Origin of the sequence: Streptomyces sp. BE303 (assembly GCF_036290945.1) — a bacterium.
In the GTDB taxonomy this organism is placed as follows: Bacteria; Actinomycetota; Actinomycetes; order Streptomycetales; family Streptomycetaceae; genus Kitasatospora.
Window position 1 is genome coordinate 1 of the sequence record NZ_JAQYWZ010000163.1, and the last position, 942, is coordinate 942.

Annotated in this window: 1 protein-coding gene; it reads left to right on the forward strand. The window is 69.5% G+C overall.

From position 1 onward, the window contains the following. Positions 1-876: IS110 family transposase (locus PUR56_RS00740; protein ID WP_329947415.1), on the forward strand; the 876-nt coding region annotated here is incomplete at its 5' end. Positions 877-942 lie beyond the last annotated feature (66 nt).

Below are 942 nucleotides of genomic sequence, written 5' to 3' on the forward strand. Positions count from 1 at the left end.
GACGCGGCCCGCACCATGCCCCACACCCTGCGCACGCTGGAACTCACCGACGAGATCACCGCCGAACTCACCGTCCTGACCGGGTTCGACCAGGACCTCGCCGCCGAGGCCACCCGCACCTCCAACCGGATACGCGGCCTGCTCACCCAGTTCCACCCGTCACTGGAGCGCGTGCTCGGACCACGGCTCGACCACCAGGCCGTCACCTGGCTCCTGGAGCGCCACGGATCCCCGGCCGCCCTGAGAAAAGCCGGACGCCGCAGACTGGTCGAACTGATCCGCCCCAAAGCCCCGCGCATGGCCCAACGATTGATCGACGACCTCTTCGACGCCCTCGACGAACAGACCGTCGTCGTCCCCGGCACCGGCACACTCGACGTGGTCGTCCCGTCCCTGGCCCGATCCCTCGCGGCCGTCCAGGAACAGCGCCGGGCCCTGGAGGCCCAGATCAACACCCTGCTGGAGGCCCACCCTCTTCACCCGGTCCTGACCTCGATGCCCGGCGTCGGCGTCAGGACCGCCGCCGTCCTGCTGGTCACCGTCGGCGACGGCACGAGCTTCCCCACCGCCGCCCACCTCGCCTCCTACGCCGGCCTCGCGCCCACAACCAAGTCCTCGGGCACCTCCATCCACGGAGAACACGCACCCCGAGGAGGAAACCGGCAGCTCAAACGCGCCATGTTCCTCTCGGCCTTCGCCTGCATGAACGCCGACCCCGCCTCCCGCACCTACTACGACCGGCAACGAGCCCGCGGCAAAACCCACACCCAGGCACTCCTGCGCCTCGCCCGCCAACGCATCAGCGTCCTGTTCGCCATGCTCCGCGACGGCACCCTCTACGAATCCCGAACCCCAGCCGCCACCCCCGCCGCATGACCACCCCCAACAGCACCAAAACCGGCACCACATCCTTGACGAAGGACATAGAGGCACCCCCCCCGA